We start from the raw sequence: 15,542 nt of genomic DNA on the forward strand, positions 1-15,542 counted from the left end.
AAGATGTTTAAAGATAAAGTGTTGTTAATTACGGGAGGCACAGGTTCTTTCGGTAATGCAATGTTAAAAGGGTTTCTGAATTCGGATTTAAAAGAAATACGGGTGTTCTCTCGCGATGAAAAAAAGCAGGAGGATATGCGTATAGAGTATAAAAACGATAAACTAAATTTTGTCATCGGTGATGTGCGAAATTTTAGTGATATTAATCACGCAATGGTTGGAGTCGACTTCGTTTTTCATGCAGCGGCACTAAAGCAAGTCCCGTCCTGTGAGTTTTATCCAATGCAAGCCGTGCAAACCAATATTCTTGGCGCAGAAAATGTATTGGAGGCTGCTGCACTAAATAATGTGTCTCGGGTTGTTGTTCTAAGTACTGATAAGGCCGTTTATCCCATAAACACGATGGGGATGTCTAAAGCGGTAATGGAAAAGTTAGCTATATCGAAGGCGCGTGATCCCCGCGTAACAAAAATGGAGGCAATTTACACCGCCACCCGATATGGAAATGTGATGTGTTCCCGAGGATCAATTATCCCTTTATTTATAAAGCAAATCAAGGAAGGTAAACCCTTAACTATCACTGATCCTAATATGACTCGGTTCATGATGTCTCTAGATGATTCTGTTAATTTGGTTATGTTCGCATTTACTAATGGCCAACCAGGAGATATTTTCGTTCAAAAATCTCCTGCTTCGACAGTAGAAACCCTTGCACAAGCGCTGAAAGAGCTTTTTGGAGCGAATAACGAGATTAAAATAATAGGGGCGCGGCACGGAGAGAAAATGTACGAAACATTATGTTCTACGGAAGAAATGAGTAAAGCCGAAGATTTAGTTGATTTTTATCGAGTTCCAGCTGACTATCGGGATCTGAATTACACGAAATATGTGCAACAAGATGCAAATGTCAAACTAGAAGGAGAGTATAACTCTGACAACACACATCGTCTAAACGTTGAAGAGTTAAAAGAGTTATTGCTGACTTTAGATTATGTAAAAGAAGAATTGGCCTCACATCATAAACAATGAAAAAGATTTTAGTTTTAGGTGCGGCTGGAATGGCCGGTCATGTTGTTTACACACATTTGTCCGAAACTGGGAAATATGATGTTGTAGGCACTACGAACAGCAATAGTCTGGATGGTGTATCCATAAAAATGAATATTTTTATAGCCGAAGAAGTTAGAGAGGTAATACAACAGGTCAGGCCTGACGTGGTAATTAACTGTGTTGGTATGTTAATTAAAACTTCAAAAAGTCATCCAGATCAAACCATATATGGCAATGCCTACTTCCCTCACCTTTTGAAGAAAATTGCTAATGATAACGGCGCGAAATTAATCCACATATCAACAGATTGTGTTTTTTCGGGTAAAACTGGAGGATATGTGGAGACCTCCTTCAAGGACGCGACGGATATTTATGGAGCTTCTAAGTCCTTAGGGGAAATAATAGATCACGAGAATCTGACGATTCGTACATCCATAATAGGTCCGGAGATAAAACAAGATGGTGAAGGTTTATTTCATTGGTTTATGAATCAGGAAGGACGTGTTAACGGTTTTAGGAGTAACTATTGGTCGGGAGTGACAACCCTGGAGCTTGCCAAATTTATTGACTGGGTGCTTTGTTCTGATAATGTGGGGTTAATCCATTTGACAAATAACTCCCCAATTTCAAAGTTCGATTTACTTACATTGTTTAATAAGGTTTTTAATAAAGGGATAGTCATTGCAGATGAAAAGGACTATATCTGCAACAAATCGTTTTTAAATACGAACGAAAAGCTAGATTACAAAGTGCCGACTTACAACATGATGTTAGAGGAACAAAAGCATTTTATGAATAGTCACGCAGCAATGTATAAAAATAATTAGGACTACGGGGCGTGAAGAATACCATCGTTAATCTTGCTTCAAATTATATGAATAAATTTTGGGGATTTATCTCTATTTATTTGTTCATACCTGTATATATAGATTACTTAGGTGTGGAGGCCTATGGCGTAATCAGCTTTTACAGCGTGATATTAGGAATAGTTAGTATTGTGGATGCGGGAATGTCATCCTCTGTGACAAGAGAGTTTGCATCTAATGATACCAATTATTACAAGTTTAATATTTTGGACATTATAGAACGTTACTTCTTTATGATGTGTTTAGGAGTCTGTATTCTTCTAATCGTTTTGGCTCCACAGATAGCGAAAATATGGTTGTATACTGAGGGAAGGGATAATTCGTTTATTGTGAGATTAATCGCAATTGGAGTTTGTTTGCAACTATTTTCGACGATATACTACAGTGGATTAATGGGGTTGAATAAACAAGTTTTAGCAAACTCCATACAATTGAGTTGGGGAATCGCTAAAACATTTGGTGTTTTATTACTATTTATTCTCGTAGGTGCCAACTTAGAAATATTCTTCTACTGCCAAATAACAGTGAATATAATCCTTGTGATCGTATTGAGATACAGTTTAGTCAAGAAGCTGGCGCTACAGAAAGATAAATATGTCAGGCAATTTTCAAAGCTCCCCAATCCTGTACAGAAATATATTTTTGGAATGATTTTCATAGCAATAATCTCCGCTATAAACATTTACACGGACAAATTAGTAATATCTAGTTATTTTTCGCTAAAAGATTTTGGGATATATTCCATCGCATCAAATTTGGCGCAACTGCCGGTCTTAGTTGGAACTCCTATTGCGCTTTCTTTTTTTCCTATCTTTAGCAGGCTTTATTCTGAAAATAGCAACGAAGCATTAAATACTACATTCAGTAGCGTGAGTTTCCTATTTAATATAATTATTATACCTTTGGTCACCGTGATATTTTTAAATGCAGACGAAATTTTACGAATATGGGTCGGCAGTAATTTAGACAACGCCGAATTACCATTGCTGACTTATCTTGTAAAGTTTCTTGCGATTGGTGGTGCATTTCTTTCTTTACAAATCATACCGTATTATTTTTTACTAGCTAACGGTGAAACGAAATACACTATCTACCAAGGATGTTGTCAAATTTTAATTGGCATACCATTATTATATATTTGTGTGACGAAGTATGGGGTTCAAGGGATTCCATTACCTTGGATGATAATTAATTTGGGCGCCTTTCTTTTTCTAAATATCGTCGTGGGCCGGAAGTATTTGAAGAAATCTTTTCCTAGAGAGCTTTTCAGAACTATAGCTTTGCCAGCCGCTATTTCGATTACCATAGTAACAGCTGTGGTGGCCATATTAAACTATTTCTCTTTTCACGTAGCCATCAGTTCGGCGGTTGCTATTTTATTGGCACTAGTGCTGAACATCATTATGAGTAATTTGTTAAATGGATATAGATTACTTGATGTAAAATCGATTTTTAAATTCTAACTTATGAAACCATTATTAAGTATAGTCATCCCCACAAAAAATAGATATCGAACATTAGTTAATCTTGTGGAGCACCTTTTAGATTGGCCATCGCGCGAATTTGAGGTAGTTGTTCAAGATAATTCTGATATGATAATGGATGCAGAATTTGAAGTATTGTTGGAAAGAAAAGATGATAGGCTTTGCTATTTCCATGTTAAAGATCCCTTGTCTGCTATCGAAAACTGCGAGTTTGCTATCGGAAATGCAAAGGGTGAGTACACCTGTTTTTTAGGTGATGATGACGGGTTGATAAGACAAACTTTGGAAGTAGTAAAATGGATGAAAGATAATGAGGTTGATTCGTTGACTTGCAAACACGCAAATTATTTTTGGCCAGATTATCGACTTAAAGATCGTGGGGCGCAGCAGTCACTAGCTGGAACATTATCCTACACAAATCGTAGCGGAAGTATTCAGAAATTAGATCCAATAGCAGAGTTAATAAATATCCTCCAACAAGGGGCGCTAGTAATGAGTAAGATTCCACGCGTGTACCACGGTGTTGTTGCTAAAAGTGCTTTGGAGCAAGTAAAAGCAATAACTGGCAGTTATTTTCCTGGTCCCGTTCCAGACATGACGAGTTCTGTAGGTCTATCTTTCGTTGTCAAAAATCATTATTATCTTGATTATCCCCTAATCGTGGCAGGAGCATCTAGAAATAGTATGGCAGGGAGGGGGGGGCTTGGAGAGGCACATGGTCAAGTTGAAAAAGAAAAATCTATTCCCTCAGAAGCATTGGAAAGCTGGTCTAAAGAAATACCTCTTTATTGGGCTCCAAACACCATATGGCCGGAAGGCGCTATGCAATCCTTAAAGAGACTCAAAAAAGAAGAGTACATTAAATATATGGACTTTAATAAAGTGTATTACGCTTTATATCTCGATACCTTATCCTACCAAACCCGTTTGATAGAGTTTTTGAAGCAAAATGATCCATCGTTTGATTTGAAGACGTTCCTTAGTAACACAAAACTTCATAAAGCAGGCGGGAGAAAGAATAGCGTCAAGCAATTTGTTAAAGTCAATTCTATTATTTTGCGACTGAATACATTCGTGAATGTTCAAGTCATAAGATCAAAATCTATTAAAGGCGCGTTAAAAATTTTGGAAGCAAAGACAGAACGATCTTTTTCAGAGAATCGAACACAGTTCGGGCTTATTCTAAGCAATAAATCTAAAGTAATTAAATGATTAGCGTTCTATTTTATATTGTATACATTATCATTATGATTTCTGCTCCCGCTGTGGTTTTCGGGAAAAGAAGTTATTTAATTTTATTTGTTTTGATGATGTGTGCTCAATTTAATGTAACATCGTTTTTTAAGGCAGGTATAACTGTATCGTTTTTCGAAATAGCTTTACTGTTATCAAGCCTGCCTATACTTTTGTATTCAAAAAGCTTTTTGGGTAGCGTTCGGTTTACAGCTGCCGACAAAGTTTTTTTTGCTTTTTTGATTTTCTCTGGTTTAAGTGTTGTAATCGCAGTTATACGTATCGGAATAGGAAATTTAGTTCCATCTTTCGAATATCTAGATACAAATCCAATTTTAAGGAGTTTTATGTCTTTAAATAAGGTTATTTTGTTTGTTCCACTCTTGATAGTATTGCGCAACTACTTGTTAACCAAATGGGATTCAGCTTTTCTTAACCAAAAATTTTTAATATATCTAGCTTATTCAGGAATTTTACCCGCATTTGCGGTGCTCATACAGTTCCTCGGCGTTGGTTTTTTTCTGATCCATAATAACCCGTCGTTTGGCGAAGACTTCAAGATTGTCGATTACTACGTTGACCGTCCTGTTGGCTTGACTAACGAAGCTTCATTTTTCGTCTATCAATTATTCTTTTCATTTGTTGCGCTTTTTGAATGTAACTTTAGAGGATTAATTAAAAAACGACTGTTCATCTTCATCTTCATTTTATTTGCAATAGCTGTTGTATTATCGTTATCTCGGACAGGATTAATTTTTTACATTTTTTTTATGCTTCTTTATCAATTCAGAAGCGGACTATCGTTAACAAAGACTATTGGAGTGGCTGTTGTTCTTTCTGTCGCCTTCTTTTTAGTAAGAAACCTCAATATATACGGGTTCAATATAATTGATCGTATAATGAGTTCGTTTGATACGCAAGCAGATCTATCGACCATAGAGCGATATGGTTCCACGCAAGCGATATGGGATTTAGCGTTGGATAAGGCGTTATTGGTTGGGGTTGGTATTTATAATTACGGTTATTATGCAACCTCGTATCTTCCTGAATATATGTCCGTCATTCAATATTCAAAAGATAAACCCTTACCTTCATTTAATTTTGTTTTGCAGTTGGTTGCTGAATGGGGAATTCCCCTTTTTCTGTTTTTTGTTACTCGACAATTCTTCAAACTTCGTAAGTCTAACGACTATTTTGTGAAGATATTTTTTATGTTTCTTTTATTTTATGCATTAACATTTCAAGTTTTAAATTTCGCTACTCCGTTTTTAATTCTGTTATTCACAACAAACGATGAAAAAGATACTTTACGTGCTTGACCAGCCAAACCTTTACGGTAGCGAGTTGCATTTATTAAAGCTTGTAAAGCTGTTTAAGGAAGAATACAGGGTGACTGTATGTGTGTTTGGAGATGGCCCTTTGGTAGAAAAGTTGAATGAATGGTGCGAAGTTGTCCACTTTCCATTAAAATGGTACCCTACATCTCAAGCTTTACGATTTGCAAACTTTCTAAAAAACCAGAGATTTGATATTGTTCATGCACATCAGCCTAAGGCGTTGCTTTGGGGATCAATTTTGGGAAGGCTTTTCTCCAAAACCAGTATTGTGACCGTACACTCGTTACCAGATAACAATAGAGATTCTTACCAAAACTTTATAAAAGCATCTTTGGTTTATTATTTTCATTCAGCCGTAAAATGTGTAGCGGAATTATTTGCAAACAAGGTCATCTATCTATCGAAATTTTCCCTTGATAAAGCTTTGTTCCCTTCTAAAAGCCTTATTATACCCAATTGGATAAATCCGAAAGGAGATCTAATAAACAAAGTCTTCAACCCTTCCGTTATTAGAATGATAAGTGTGGGCTCGGTAACTTTCCACAAAGGATACGACCGGCTTATCGATGCTTTGGCATTGGTTAATCATACGAATTGGACGCTTGATGTTTATGGGGGCATTGACCAGACTTTTAAAGAAGAATTAGATGCGAAAATCCAAAAGCACGGATTGGAGCAGCGCATAAAGTTTTGCGGTTATGCAGATAAAATAGAATTGGTAATGAATGACTATGATTTCTTTGCTCTTTTTTCGAGGGGAGAAACTTTCGGATTAGTATACATTGAAGCGATGTTGCATGGTTTGCCAGTAATAGCTTGGAAAATACCTGTATTAGAAGATATTATTCCTGACGGAAATTTTATCATTGAGGATTATAGTTCAATCTCCGAAATTTTCAATCAAATTACGGATGGACAATATTCTGCTATATCACTAGCAAACCAACAACATGTTAGAAAGCGATTTAGTCAGATGAATATTAAAACGATTTATCAAGAATTATATGGTTAAGTTTTACTTTTTTGTACTCTTTGAATACTTGGGCAGCTTTTTTAAAGGAGTCCGTTATAATAGTTCGCGCAACATTACAAAGAGAAAATATCGTTTAGATTCGAATTTAAGCTCCACTATAGTGTATCATGTTCACGAGTGGTGTGGATATCCATTCGAAAGAAAGAAGACAATCAAATACGTTAATAAGACATTTGATTGTGGACTTCGCTATTCATTGGAAAAAATTAAGGCTTACAGTGGACAGTACAGTATCAGGAAAATATTGACCTTATCCGACTATAATGAGCCGTATGTCGCTAACTTATCAAGAGAGGAGTATTTCGATGATAACACAGAAATATACAAAGTGGAAAACAGCAGTATGGATTTTTCAGGATATTCTTTTTTAACGAAGAAATTAATTTCTGAGACGAAAAACCAGCTGGTGTTTTTTACCAATTCATCAGTAAATGCGATTCCAGCAGATTTTTTAGATAGCTATGTAGATACATTTATCGCAAACAAAAATTTGGGTTTGTTGGGAATCTCTTATTCCTCTAAAATCTATCAATCACTAGTAAAGAACAACTATTCTCCGCATATTCAATCGTTCTTTTTTCTTACTTCTATAGAGGTGTTAAAAGAAATTTTGGATGCGAACAAAGGGTTTTTCCCGGGCGAAACGGAACGGTACAAGCTATCAATTATCCGCTTTGGAGAAATCGAGCTTTCCAATATCGTTCGTAAGCTGGGGTATGATTTAGGTGTTGTTACCGAAGACGGCAAACTGTTAGTATTACCCGATAGTTACTATCCAAAAATTTTAGTTGACGGGGATTATCGCCTTTTCGCTAAAGATCCAAATCGAATAAATATTATCAAAAATGAATAGCATGCTTTTATTATCAATGTTAGCGTTATTTGCTTCATGCAAGTCACCCACGCACCCTACTGCTGAAGAAAAAGTGAATGGTAATCATGTTGAAGCTGCATTACCATCAAAAACCTTTATAAATGTTAATGATTACGGAATACTCGGTAATGGGACAGACGTATCGGATAAATTACAAAAACTATTAGACGAATCTACCGGTAAGACGATCTTCTTTCCTCTAGGTAACTACGTTATTTCGAAGAGTATATATCTTGTGGACGGGATAGAGTTACTAGGAGAGGGAGACGTAGGTTCTGTTGGCGGCTCCGTAATACAGCCTGTTAAAAAATCTTCTTTACAGTCTGTTTTTATCGTGCGTGGGAACACATTGAATGACGTTATTTTTAGAAACATTAGAACTTTAGGTGCCAAGAATGCACTTATGGTCAATATTGCTGGCGGAGGGCATGTGACAAAAGTAAAGTGGTACAACTGTGTTTTTCAAGAACATGAGATTGCAATTAACGTATATGGCGGTACTACTTCAGGCATGTATGCAAATATGTTTAGAGATTGCTATTTTAAATCGTGTAATACAGGTATCTTTTCAGAAGGAGTATATAATATCAATATTGTTCAAGGCTGTGGATTTGAAAATATGCGTGGTTCTTTTATCAAGATCGGTGAGAAAGCCGCGTCAGCTTTGGGTAACTCGTTCACTGAAAATAGATGCGAATCGGTGTCGAATCCAAATCATATCGGTTTGATCTTGAATAAAAGCACATATGGCTTTTATATAGAGCGAAACTATTTTGAAAATACGTTCAAGACGATTCTGCAAACCAATGGTGCGCGGAATGTATCACTCAATAATAACGTATTTGCTGCCAACATTGAGGGTCTACATGCCATCTCTGTAAACGGAGGAAATGCCTCCGTAAGAAATAATACGAGTCTTGTTAAACTAATTTTAGATATCGATAGAGGAGGGTATTGCTCAGAAGTGGTTGCCAATACGCTGTTTGACTTTTCAGCCAACGTAGTAACTAAAGATCTGGGAAAGGTTAATAATGAACTGAATAGAAAATTCGATAAGTAGTAAACATGATTACAGGTTCTATTGTACTTTATAATAATGATGCTGAGGTATTATCGCAAGCGATCGTAAGTTTTGTAGATTCCCCATTGACAACCCGACTTTATTTGATTGACAATTCGCCAACAGATAAATTGAAATATCTTACTTTAAATCCGAAGATAGTTTATATACACAACCCGTCTAATCCAGGGTTCGGCGCTGCACATAATATAGCTTTACGGATGAGTATAGATTGCGGTGCTAAGTTCCATTTCGTCATAAACCCTGATGTCGCATTCAAAAGCGAAATTATTGAACAGATGGTCGAATTTGTGCGAGATAGACAGAATATAGGAATGTTGATGCCTCAGATACTGAATGAGGATGAATCGGCTCAGTATTTACCGAAACTACTACCCTCTCCCTTCTCTATTTTTAAAAGGATACTTCATAAGAAATATGGATTTTTTGATTTGTTTGTTGAAAAATACGAGCTCCGTTCAGTGGAGACAATAGTGGCGAACGTCCCCATATTGTCCGGTTGTTTTACACTGTTTAATGTAGATGCATTAAAGGATGTCGGGCTCTATGACGATGCTTTCTTCATGTATTTTGAAGATTGGGATATTTCTCGGAGAATGCATTTGAAATACCAGACTATATATTATCCAAAAGTTAGTGTTTACCACGGGTACGAATCTGGAGCAAATAAAAACAAACGACTTTTTAAAATTTTTGTTAAATCTTGTATTCACTATTTCAACAAATGGGGCTGGTTCCTGGATAATGATCGTGCTAAAATAAATCAAAAAACCTTAAATCAATTTAAATGATGTCTGTTATAATTACAGGAGGTTCGGGCTTCGTCGGTAAGAATCTCTGGCAGTATCTTTTGTCACTCGAAATCAGTGTTTTGCCTGTTTCTCTCCGGGGGGATGATTGGAAAAGCAAGATTAATTTCGATGCAGATGCCATTATACATTTAGCTGGGAAGGCTCATGACACAAGTAATACTTCTGATGCTTCTAGTTATTTTAAAGTCAATCGTGATTTGACAATTTTGTTATTCAATCACTTCCTAACATCGCCTATTCGAGATTTCTTTTTCTTCTCGTCTGTTAAAGCCGCGGCGGATACAGTGGATGATGTTCTGGAAGAGGGAATGCCATGCAATCCACAAACCCCATATGGAAGATCGAAATTTGAAGCAGAAGAATATCTGCTTAAACAAAAACTCCCAGCGGGAAAACGGTTATTTATTGTGAGGCCTTGTATGATACATGGTCCGGGGAACAAAGGAAATTTAAATCTTCTTTATAAGATTGTTCAAAAAGGAATTCCTTGGCCACTTGGAGCCTTTCATAATCATCGGTCGTTCTTAAGTATTGATAATCTTTCTTTCTTGATATCATCTATTTTAGATAATAAGGAGGTCGAATCAGGAATTTACAATTTTGCTGATGACGAACCAATATCAACGAATGAGCTAGTTTCGCTTATTTCTGAAACATTGGGGAAACAATCTAAGATCATACATCTTCCAATCCGTTTTGTCCAAATGTTAGCCAAAATCGGTAATATCCTGCCATTTCCGATTGACTCCGAGAGGTTAAAAAAGCTGACTGAATCCTATGTTGTATCCAATGAAAAAATTAAGCAGGCATTGGCTATTGATAAACTACCTATTTCGACACGAAATGGTTTATTAACTACGCTGCAGTCTTTCAAGCAAAATATATAATAGAGTATGTCATATTTTTACGCATTTGTGTTATTAGTGCTTATTGAGCTATTTTACTTCCAGCTAGCAGATCGGTTCAATATTATAGATAAACCAAATCTGCGAAGTTCGCATAGCTCAATTACCCTGCGTGGCGGCGGTGTTATATTTTATTTCGCGGCTGTCATCCACTTCGTAATGTCTGGGTTTTCTTATCCTTGGTTCTTTTTGGGATTGACGATAATGACAGTCATATCCTTTTTAGACGATGTCTTCACCTTATCCAACAAGTTACGTCTGCTCGTTCATTTTTCTGCTGTCCTCCTAATGGCCTTCGAATTAAACGTTTTTGACATGCCATGGTATATTTTGCTCATCACTTTTGTTGTTGTTGTCGGCGTTATCAATGCCTATAATTTTATGGATGGCATTAATGGTATAACAGCATGTTACAGTTTGGCTGTTGGAGGATTGCTACTATTAGCAAATCGTAGCATCCATTTTATTGATCAAGATCTCCTCATCTATACAATGATAGGGTTACTGGTTTTTACTTTTTTTAATTTTCGGACTAAGGCCAAATGTTTTGCTGGGGACGTGGGCTCTGTAGCTATCGCTTACATTCTCTTATTTGCGCTCGGAGCACTCATATTAACCACGGGAAAGATTATTTATATACTCTTCCTCTCCGTTTACGGTATCGATGCAGTGTGGACTATCGCCCGTCGAATCTACTTGCGGGAAAATATATTTGAGGCTCATCGGTCTCACTTCTATCAGTATCTTGGAAACGAAGCGGGTGTAAATAAACTTTTAATTTCGTTTCTGTACGGATTGGCGCAATTTGGCGTAGGACTATTGGTCTTAACAATTGCAGAACACAATATGATAACGCAACTCGTGTTTTCATTTAGCTTGTTAATTGCAATGAGTACGCTATATCTGTTTGGAAAAGCGTATCTTATTAGAAAATACGTTAAAGTTTAAAATAAACCAAATTTTAAGCTTCTACTATTTGAATGAGTGGAGAGGTTTTTGCTTATTCAACTGTACGTCGTATTAAGGGAATTAAGTGGATAACAACAATAAAAAAACATGATAACGATACAAGGTGGAATCGCTCAGGACGACCGTGGTGATATACGATTTGTCAACGAATTCGATATGAGCGAGGTGAAACGTTTTTACATTATAAAGAATGCAGATACTGATCTAATTCGCGGATGGCGGGCTCATCGTATTGAACAAAGGTGGTTCTACGTTTTATCCGGATCTTTCGCTCTGGATCTAGTACAGATTGACGATTGGCATACACCATCGAGAAACCTTTCGGTAGAAAGAAAAGTTCTTAAAGCAAGAAGTATGCAAATTCTCCACATTCCCGCTGGTTACGGTACGGCCTTCCAGGCGATGGAAGCTGATAGTGAGTTGCTCGTTTTTGCAGACCATGGTATAGAACATGCGGCAAAAGATGATTTTACTTGGCCAGAGCCATATTTCGAAAATAGAATACAGAATGTTCCTTGAGCGTAAGGTTAATAGCGTTTTGCGGTACTATCATATTAAAAGTGCCCGAATTTCGAAAAAAAACCTATTTTTGCAATAGAATAAAGATTTGGAAAAATAAATATTGATATATACCCATATTTTGTTAATGATAAGAATTTCCATTGCGTTAGCGGTCTTCGCACTACTGACTTCATGCGCGTCAAAAAAAAGTATAGTTTATCTGCAACCTACCGACGTTAATGCAGAAAAACTCTACGAACAATATGCTCCCAAAATACAACGTGAGGATTTAATTACAATTACGATTTCGGCTGCTGATATTAAGGCGACTATGCCGTTTAATCAGCAAAATGCCTACCAAATCAATGCTGCAGCGAGTCAAGATCTAGCATTTAAGCCGACCTATCTTGTAGATGATAAAGGTGAAATTGATTTCCCAGTTTTAGGAAAAGTAAAGTTAGGCGGATTAACTAGATTGGAAGCTACTGAACTACTGCGGGGAGAACTTCTAAGATACATAGTAGACCCTGGTGTTAATTTAACGTTTGCAAATTTTAAGATTACGGTATTAGGAGAAGTAAATAAGCCAGGGAGTTACACACTTCCTCAAGAACGAGTTACTATATTGGAGGCACTTGGTTTAGCTGGCGATATGACGATACGAGGTGTTCGTACAAATGTACTATTGGTGCGTGAGACAAATGGCGTAAAAAAATTGGAACGTCTAGATTTAACAGCAGATTCATTGCTTCAATCTCCCTATTATTATTTAGCACAAAACGATGTTCTTTATGTTGAACCGAACGGTGCACAAGTTAGAAGTTCAAGTTTAGGACAAAATACCAATGTGTTAATTTCCGTGTCCAGTGTAGTTATTAGTATTTTGACATTAGTCGTAACCAATAGCCGTAGATAATCCTATCTTTTTTATGAATAATCAAACGAAGAAAGTTTCTAATGTAAACTCTGAGGACGAGATTGATGTCAAGCAGATCGTTGAGCAGTATGCTTATTATTGGAAATGGTTTGTAATATCGATTTTTCTTACAGTTTTCGCAGCTGCGTTTTACCTTTGGTACGCTACGCCTCTTTATAAGGTTGATGCAAAAATACTATTAGAGAACGAAGATAAAGCAACTGGTGAACTAGCTGGGTTAGCGGAGTTAAGTACATTGACAGGCGGCGGCGGACCATCCGCGTTTGTGGTAGATCAAATTGATGTATTGCAATCAAGGCGTTTAGCTCGAAAAGTGGTGTTAGATCACGATTTGGCTATTTCCTATTTCCTAAGTGACGGATTGCGAAAGAAACAGGTCTTGAAATCACAATGCCCAGTTAGTATAGAGGTTATTGGAGATAATTTGGCAACTTCCGTCGTAAATTTTGAAATTGAGATTGACAAGCGTGGACTGAATGTTACGAATACGGACACCGAGGAATTGTATGAACATGTTCCTTTTGGCCGACCGTTGAAAACATCAGCTGGAACATTGCAGTTTTCTCCCAATGCAAAAGTGTTGGCGACGAATGCATTGCCCGTGGAAATTTCAATTGCACCTCTTGAAAAAGTTGTTGATGATTTGCGGAAAGAAATAGACGTACGTCCTAACACTGAGAAGCAGTCTTACATTGTGAATTTTTCAATGACAACTCCACTTCAGAAACAGGCAGAGTTAATTCTTAATAGTTTAATTGGGACCTACAATAAAGATGTTTCTGACGATAAAACCAAGGTTACCAAAGCCACCTCACGTTTCATAAATAGTCGTTTGGAGCTAATAGGTCAGGATTTATCCAATGCAGACCGAAAAGTGGAAGATTATAAAACGGCGAATAGTTTGACCGATTTGCAGGCCGAAGCGGAGATGAACCTTAAAAATCTAACCGAGATTGATAAGCAGGTTTTGGATGCGCGCACTCAACTTCAATTAATAGATTACATGCAGGAATCAATAGCTAATAATTCTGACCTCCAGTTATTGCCCTCAAATATTGGTTTGCAAGATCAATCAATAGAGAAGTCGCTCGTAGAGTATAATCGCTTGGTACTTGAGCGTGAAGATTTGCTGAGAAGCTCAACGGAAGAAAATCCTATCGTGAAAAACTTGACGCAAAATATTCGTGATTTTAATAAGAATCTAGTTAACTCATTAAATAACTATCGGTCCACACTACAGCTTTCATTGAATAGTGTGCAAGGTAAGAAGAATGAAATTCAAGGCCGTATTTCTTCGTCGCCGAGACAAGAGCTTGGTTTTCGCGATATATCTCGACAACAGCAAATTGTAGAATCTATCTATCTTTTTCTTTTACAGAAACGGGAGGAGAATGAAATTAAAGCCACAGCAAGGCCAGATATACTTAAAGTCATTGATGAGGCCTATAGTTCTGACATACCTGTTGCACCGAAAAAGTCGTTGGTTTTATTAGGTGCGATACTGGCTGGGGTGATTATTCCCTTAGGTATACTCTATTTAAAATTCCTTCTAGATAATAAAATCCATTCCCGTAAAGATATTGAAGCTAAATTCGCGGCGCCTATTTTGGGTGAAGTCCCTAGTTCAAAAGACCCTATCGTGCATGATAACGATCGTAGCTCGTTGGCGGAGGCATTCCGGATCTTACGCACCAATATTTCGTTTATGTTGGGTGCGAAGAGAACGTCATCGATTATTTTCGTTACGTCCACAACATCAGGGGAAGGCAAATCTTTCGTGTCTACAAACTTAGCCCGTATCCTATCCATGTCCGGAAAACGGGTGCTTTTGGTAGGTGCCGATATTAGAAGCCCGAAAGTATTAGACTATTTAGGGTTGTCACATTTACAACACACGAATGTAGGAATCACGCAATATTTGATAAATCCGGAGATGGATATCAACAATATTATTATCAAGAAACCAGGGCAATACCAGTTTGATGTGATTTACTCCGGTTATGTAGCACCCAATCCAGCTGAACTGCTGATGAATGGACATTTCGATGATGTTTTGCAATATGGCAAGGCACATTACGACTACGTAATAGTCGATACGGCTCCGGTAAGTTTGGTTACAGACACCCTATTAATCGCGCATAATGCAGACCTTACCGTCTACGTCGCACGTGCCAACTTCCTAGACAAACGTTTATTGAATGTTCCCAAGGAACTATTCGAAGAAGGCAAGTTGAAGAATATGGCTGTCGTTATCAATGATGTGGACTTTGCTAAAGGCTACGGCTATGGCTATGGTTACGGTTATGGTTACGGAGATATGGGAAATTCTTCCTTAAGAAAGCGTTTACTTTCGAAATTTAAGGGGGTATTCAAGAAAAAACAAGATCGCTACTAGTAGTTAGGTTTTATATTTTAAGCACGCATCGATCGCATTGATGCGTGCTTTTTTATCTGTACAGG

Annotated in this window: 14 protein-coding genes; all 14 read left to right on the forward strand. The window is 37.2% G+C overall.

Annotation, left to right across the window (positions count from 1 at the left end):
- Positions 1–3 precede the first annotated feature (3 nt).
- The 14 genes from DI53_RS09255 to DI53_RS09320 all read left to right on the forward strand — a co-directional run bounded on the left by DI53_RS09255 (position 4) and on the right by DI53_RS09320 (position 15,477).
- Positions 4–1,029 (forward strand): polysaccharide biosynthesis protein, encoded by a 1,026-nt coding sequence (locus tag DI53_RS09255; RefSeq protein WP_037498035.1) that lies wholly within the window; start codon positions 4–6, stop codon positions 1,027–1,029.
- Positions 1,026–1,877: a dTDP-4-dehydrorhamnose reductase family protein gene (locus tag DI53_RS09260; protein WP_037498038.1), complete on the forward strand. Its 852-nt coding sequence runs from the start codon at positions 1,026–1,028 to the stop codon at positions 1,875–1,877. Before DI53_RS09255 ends, DI53_RS09260 begins: the two co-directional genes overlap by 4 nt.
- Positions 1,878–1,924: 47 nt before the next feature.
- Positions 1,925–3,379, forward strand: a complete 1,455-nt coding sequence (locus tag DI53_RS09265; protein ID WP_037498041.1) for an oligosaccharide flippase family protein — start codon at positions 1,925–1,927, stop codon at positions 3,377–3,379.
- A 3-nt stretch (positions 3,380–3,382) separates the two neighbouring features.
- Complete coding sequence (locus DI53_RS09270; RefSeq protein ID WP_052072268.1) at positions 3,383–4,612, forward strand: glycosyltransferase family 2 protein; 1,230 nt, start codon at positions 3,383–3,385, stop codon at positions 4,610–4,612.
- Positions 4,613–4,647: 35 nt separating this feature from the next.
- Positions 4,648–5,952 (forward strand): O-antigen ligase family protein, encoded by a 1,305-nt coding sequence (locus tag DI53_RS09275; RefSeq protein ID WP_157836766.1) that lies wholly within the window; start codon positions 4,648–4,650, stop codon positions 5,950–5,952.
- Positions 5,927–6,982, forward strand: a complete 1,056-nt coding sequence (locus DI53_RS09280; RefSeq protein ID WP_037498045.1) for a glycosyltransferase family 4 protein — start codon at positions 5,927–5,929, stop codon at positions 6,980–6,982. Before DI53_RS09275 ends, DI53_RS09280 begins: the two co-directional genes overlap by 26 nt.
- A 121-nt stretch (positions 6,983–7,103) precedes the next feature.
- Positions 7,104–7,856, forward strand: a complete 753-nt coding sequence (locus DI53_RS09285; protein ID WP_131555216.1) for a hypothetical protein — start codon at positions 7,104–7,106, stop codon at positions 7,854–7,856.
- Position 7,857: 1 nt separating this feature from the next.
- Positions 7,858–8,937 (forward strand): glycosyl hydrolase family 28-related protein, encoded by a 1,080-nt coding sequence (locus DI53_RS09290; RefSeq protein WP_157836767.1) that lies wholly within the window; start codon positions 7,858–7,860, stop codon positions 8,935–8,937.
- A 5-nt stretch (positions 8,938–8,942) separates the two neighbouring features.
- Positions 8,943–9,749, forward strand: a complete 807-nt coding sequence (locus DI53_RS09295) for a glycosyltransferase (protein ID WP_037498054.1) — start codon at positions 8,943–8,945, stop codon at positions 9,747–9,749.
- Complete coding sequence (locus DI53_RS09300; RefSeq protein ID WP_037498061.1) at positions 9,746–10,657, forward strand: NAD-dependent epimerase/dehydratase family protein; 912 nt, start codon at positions 9,746–9,748, stop codon at positions 10,655–10,657. The genes DI53_RS09295 and DI53_RS09300 overlap by 4 nt, the downstream gene beginning before the upstream one ends.
- Positions 10,658–10,663: 6 nt before the next feature.
- Positions 10,664–11,623, forward strand: a complete 960-nt coding sequence (locus tag DI53_RS09305; RefSeq protein WP_037498064.1) for a UDP-GlcNAc--UDP-phosphate GlcNAc-1-phosphate transferase — start codon at positions 10,664–10,666, stop codon at positions 11,621–11,623.
- A gap of 108 nt (positions 11,624–11,731) precedes the next feature.
- Positions 11,732–12,163: a WxcM-like domain-containing protein gene (locus tag DI53_RS09310; RefSeq protein ID WP_037498067.1), complete on the forward strand. Its 432-nt coding sequence runs from the start codon at positions 11,732–11,734 to the stop codon at positions 12,161–12,163.
- A gap of 127 nt (positions 12,164–12,290) precedes the next feature.
- Positions 12,291–13,061, forward strand: coding sequence for a polysaccharide biosynthesis/export family protein (locus tag DI53_RS09315; protein WP_117624872.1), 771 nt, complete (start codon positions 12,291–12,293; stop codon positions 13,059–13,061).
- 13 nt (positions 13,062–13,074) lie between these two features.
- Positions 13,075–15,477: a GumC family protein gene (locus DI53_RS09320; protein ID WP_037498071.1), complete on the forward strand. Its 2,403-nt coding sequence runs from the start codon at positions 13,075–13,077 to the stop codon at positions 15,475–15,477.
- Positions 15,478–15,542: the final 65 nt, after the last annotated feature.

The organism is Sphingobacterium deserti, from assembly GCF_000757725.1.
GTDB lineage: Bacteria > Bacteroidota > Bacteroidia > Sphingobacteriales > Sphingobacteriaceae > Sphingobacterium > Sphingobacterium deserti.

Bases quoted from the DNA above. Each gene is read 5' to 3' on its own strand.
- DI53_RS09280 (WP_037498045.1), top strand. From the start codon at position 5,927: ATGAAAAAGATACTTTACGTGCTTGACCAGCCAAACCTTTACGGTAGC.
- DI53_RS09300 (WP_037498061.1), top strand. From the start codon at position 9,746: ATGATGTCTGTTATAATTACAGGAGGTTCGGGCTTCGTCGGTAAGAAT.
- DI53_RS09295 (WP_037498054.1), top strand. From the start codon at position 8,943: ATGATTACAGGTTCTATTGTACTTTATAATAATGATGCTGAGGTATTA.
- DI53_RS09275 (WP_157836766.1), top strand. From the start codon at position 4,648: ATGATTTCTGCTCCCGCTGTGGTTTTCGGGAAAAGAAGTTATTTAATT.
- DI53_RS09305 (WP_037498064.1), top strand. From the start codon at position 10,664: ATGTCATATTTTTACGCATTTGTGTTATTAGTGCTTATTGAGCTATTT.
- DI53_RS09310 (WP_037498067.1), top strand. From the start codon at position 11,732: ATGATAACGATACAAGGTGGAATCGCTCAGGACGACCGTGGTGATATA.
- DI53_RS09265 (WP_037498041.1), top strand. From the start codon at position 1,925: ATGAATAAATTTTGGGGATTTATCTCTATTTATTTGTTCATACCTGTA.
- DI53_RS09290 (WP_157836767.1), top strand. From the start codon at position 7,858: ATGCTTTTATTATCAATGTTAGCGTTATTTGCTTCATGCAAGTCACCC.
- DI53_RS09270 (WP_052072268.1), top strand. From the start codon at position 3,383: ATGAAACCATTATTAAGTATAGTCATCCCCACAAAAAATAGATATCGA.
- DI53_RS09260 (WP_037498038.1), top strand. From the start codon at position 1,026: ATGAAAAAGATTTTAGTTTTAGGTGCGGCTGGAATGGCCGGTCATGTT.
- DI53_RS09320 (WP_037498071.1), top strand. From the start codon at position 13,075: ATGAATAATCAAACGAAGAAAGTTTCTAATGTAAACTCTGAGGACGAG.
- DI53_RS09315 (WP_117624872.1), top strand. From the start codon at position 12,291: ATGATAAGAATTTCCATTGCGTTAGCGGTCTTCGCACTACTGACTTCA.
- DI53_RS09255 (WP_037498035.1), top strand. From the start codon at position 4: ATGTTTAAAGATAAAGTGTTGTTAATTACGGGAGGCACAGGTTCTTTC.